The sequence below is a fragment of the Shewanella algicola genome, assembly GCF_014648035.1.
Taxonomy (GTDB): Bacteria; Pseudomonadota; Gammaproteobacteria; order Enterobacterales; family Shewanellaceae; genus Shewanella; species Shewanella algicola.
In genome coordinates, this window is record NZ_BMQI01000128.1 from 1 (window position 1) to 1898 (window position 1898).

Consider the following 1898-nt stretch of genomic DNA (forward strand, 5'->3'; position numbering starts at 1 on the left):
TGTATGAGCGGTTAAGTAAAGAAAACTCTCTTAAAATATGATCTACATAAGGGATGGTTACAGCTGGCTTTGGTCATAGAAATTCTCATCTGCAGCTATGCTCAAGAAGCTGATAATAATTAGCAGAATTGATATTAGTATTTGAGTCAATGTTTTGTTCATAAAACCTCCCCTTTTAAGCTATATGATAACAACGTTAAATAGGTACTTTTTGCCGTTTCAAGTGCCGTTTGGGACGCTGAACTAAAAAAACGAGAAGAGTGGACAGTAGATTTGATGATAAGGGAGGTAAATAATGGTGCTAAAGCAAGTCGAACACTTAAGCACCTTATTTATTTTCAGGTGTTAACAACCATTGGTTCATAAGTGTTATTTATTGGTTCTTGATTGTCATTCATAGTTTCTATTGATACAATTTTCGGTGCACTTCTTTGGCTTGCCGCAAACATTTTTCGTGAAGCGTTAAAAAAGGCTTCACTATTAAAGCGTTCTTTTTCAGGACGATTATTCGGAGCGTATAATGCGGTTTTATTGATTTGTGTTTCTATGTTAAGTTCCTTACCAATCGCATTTAAATACATAGATGAATAATTATCAGCACATGCCCAACAAAAATGACGATCACTATCTTCATGAGCAATAAACTTATTACAGCAATTATTTGTACGACATTCTGATACCAAATATTCATTACTAACGGTTTTTTTAAGAAGATATGCGAAACGTGAAATATCACATATCTTGTCATTTATAAGCTCTGGGTATTGAATAGTGGCAACCTCCCAAGCGGTAGCAATGTGATTTACATTTATACCTTTTTGCAAAGTTGGGTCATCTGAAACAGCCCCATAGATTTTAAATAGTATATTTGACATTTTAAAGCCAATGCTATTATTGGTCCACGTTTTTGAATATCCTCTAGAGAATAGTAACTTAGGATCAGAGTCACCAAAAACACGAACAAACTTTGACGTGACTGGAATTAAATCAACTATTAACTTGGGCATCATTCCTAAATTATACATACGCCTAGCTAATGAATAGTTATTAACTGCCTCTATATCCGCTGGCAATCTCATCTGTTAATCCTTTAAACTAAGCAACAATAGAAAAAAGAGCTTGCTCGACGTTCGAGACAGCTTTCTTGTCAGCAGAAAAAAACAATCCATAATTTATCTGTTTATTGATAGTGAACATTGGTAAAATTGGAATAATAAAATGAATCTTGTTTGAAGTAAGATAATGTTTATCTATTAGATCAAGTGTGGACTGTTTTAAAAACAGAAGACCTTTTGTGAATAATGGTTCAGTTTGAGCACAAAGAAAAATGTTCTGAAACATCACGGATTGATATTGCGACAAGCAAGAAAGTTCAGTGTTCTCATCAATTAATTTATTACCTAACTTTATTCTAGCATTGACCTGATTGACTATTGGCTCAATTGAATGAGAATTAACAATCAAATATTCAAATAGACAATGATCTGAAATGTCAAACTTAGGAACTAAGACCCAACTTTTTAAATTATTTACAAACCGGGACCAATTACCTTTACTGATACAGGTCAACGAATTCAAGTCTGATGGCTTCATATTAAAAAACTCACAGCACGCTCTAGGGTCTCTTGACGCGAAGTCATAAATCGCAACCAGGTAACCAGCTTGAGCTTGTATTAAAGCTTCATAATAGTGTTTGAAATTTGACATTACCAACCTCAAAAAAAATCCCGACACTTTTCCTGCACGTTTATTTTAACCATACGTGTTTGTGTAATCAATAGAGTTTATTGTTCTGAATCAAGTTTAATTTTTATCAACAAATCAAAAAGCGCTTTTACATACACTGGACCTTAAGTATTAAGTCTGACATAAATCCCATCTAAGGTTATGTCTTCTTT

The 1898-nt window shown here is 33.6% G+C and carries 2 protein-coding genes; both read right to left on the minus strand.

Features of this window, described 5'->3' with window-relative positions:
* Nucleotides 1-338 precede the first annotated feature (338 nt).
* Nucleotides 339-1079: a hypothetical protein gene (locus IEY42_RS22020; RefSeq protein ID WP_188927304.1), complete on the minus strand. Its 741-nt coding sequence runs from the start codon at nt 1077-1079 to the stop codon at nt 339-341.
* Between the two features lie 16 nt (nt 1080-1095).
* On the minus strand, nt 1096-1707 hold the full coding sequence (locus IEY42_RS22025) for a hypothetical protein (RefSeq protein ID WP_188927305.1): 612 nt from the start codon (nt 1705-1707) through the stop codon (nt 1096-1098).
* Nucleotides 1708-1898: the final 191 nt, after the last annotated feature.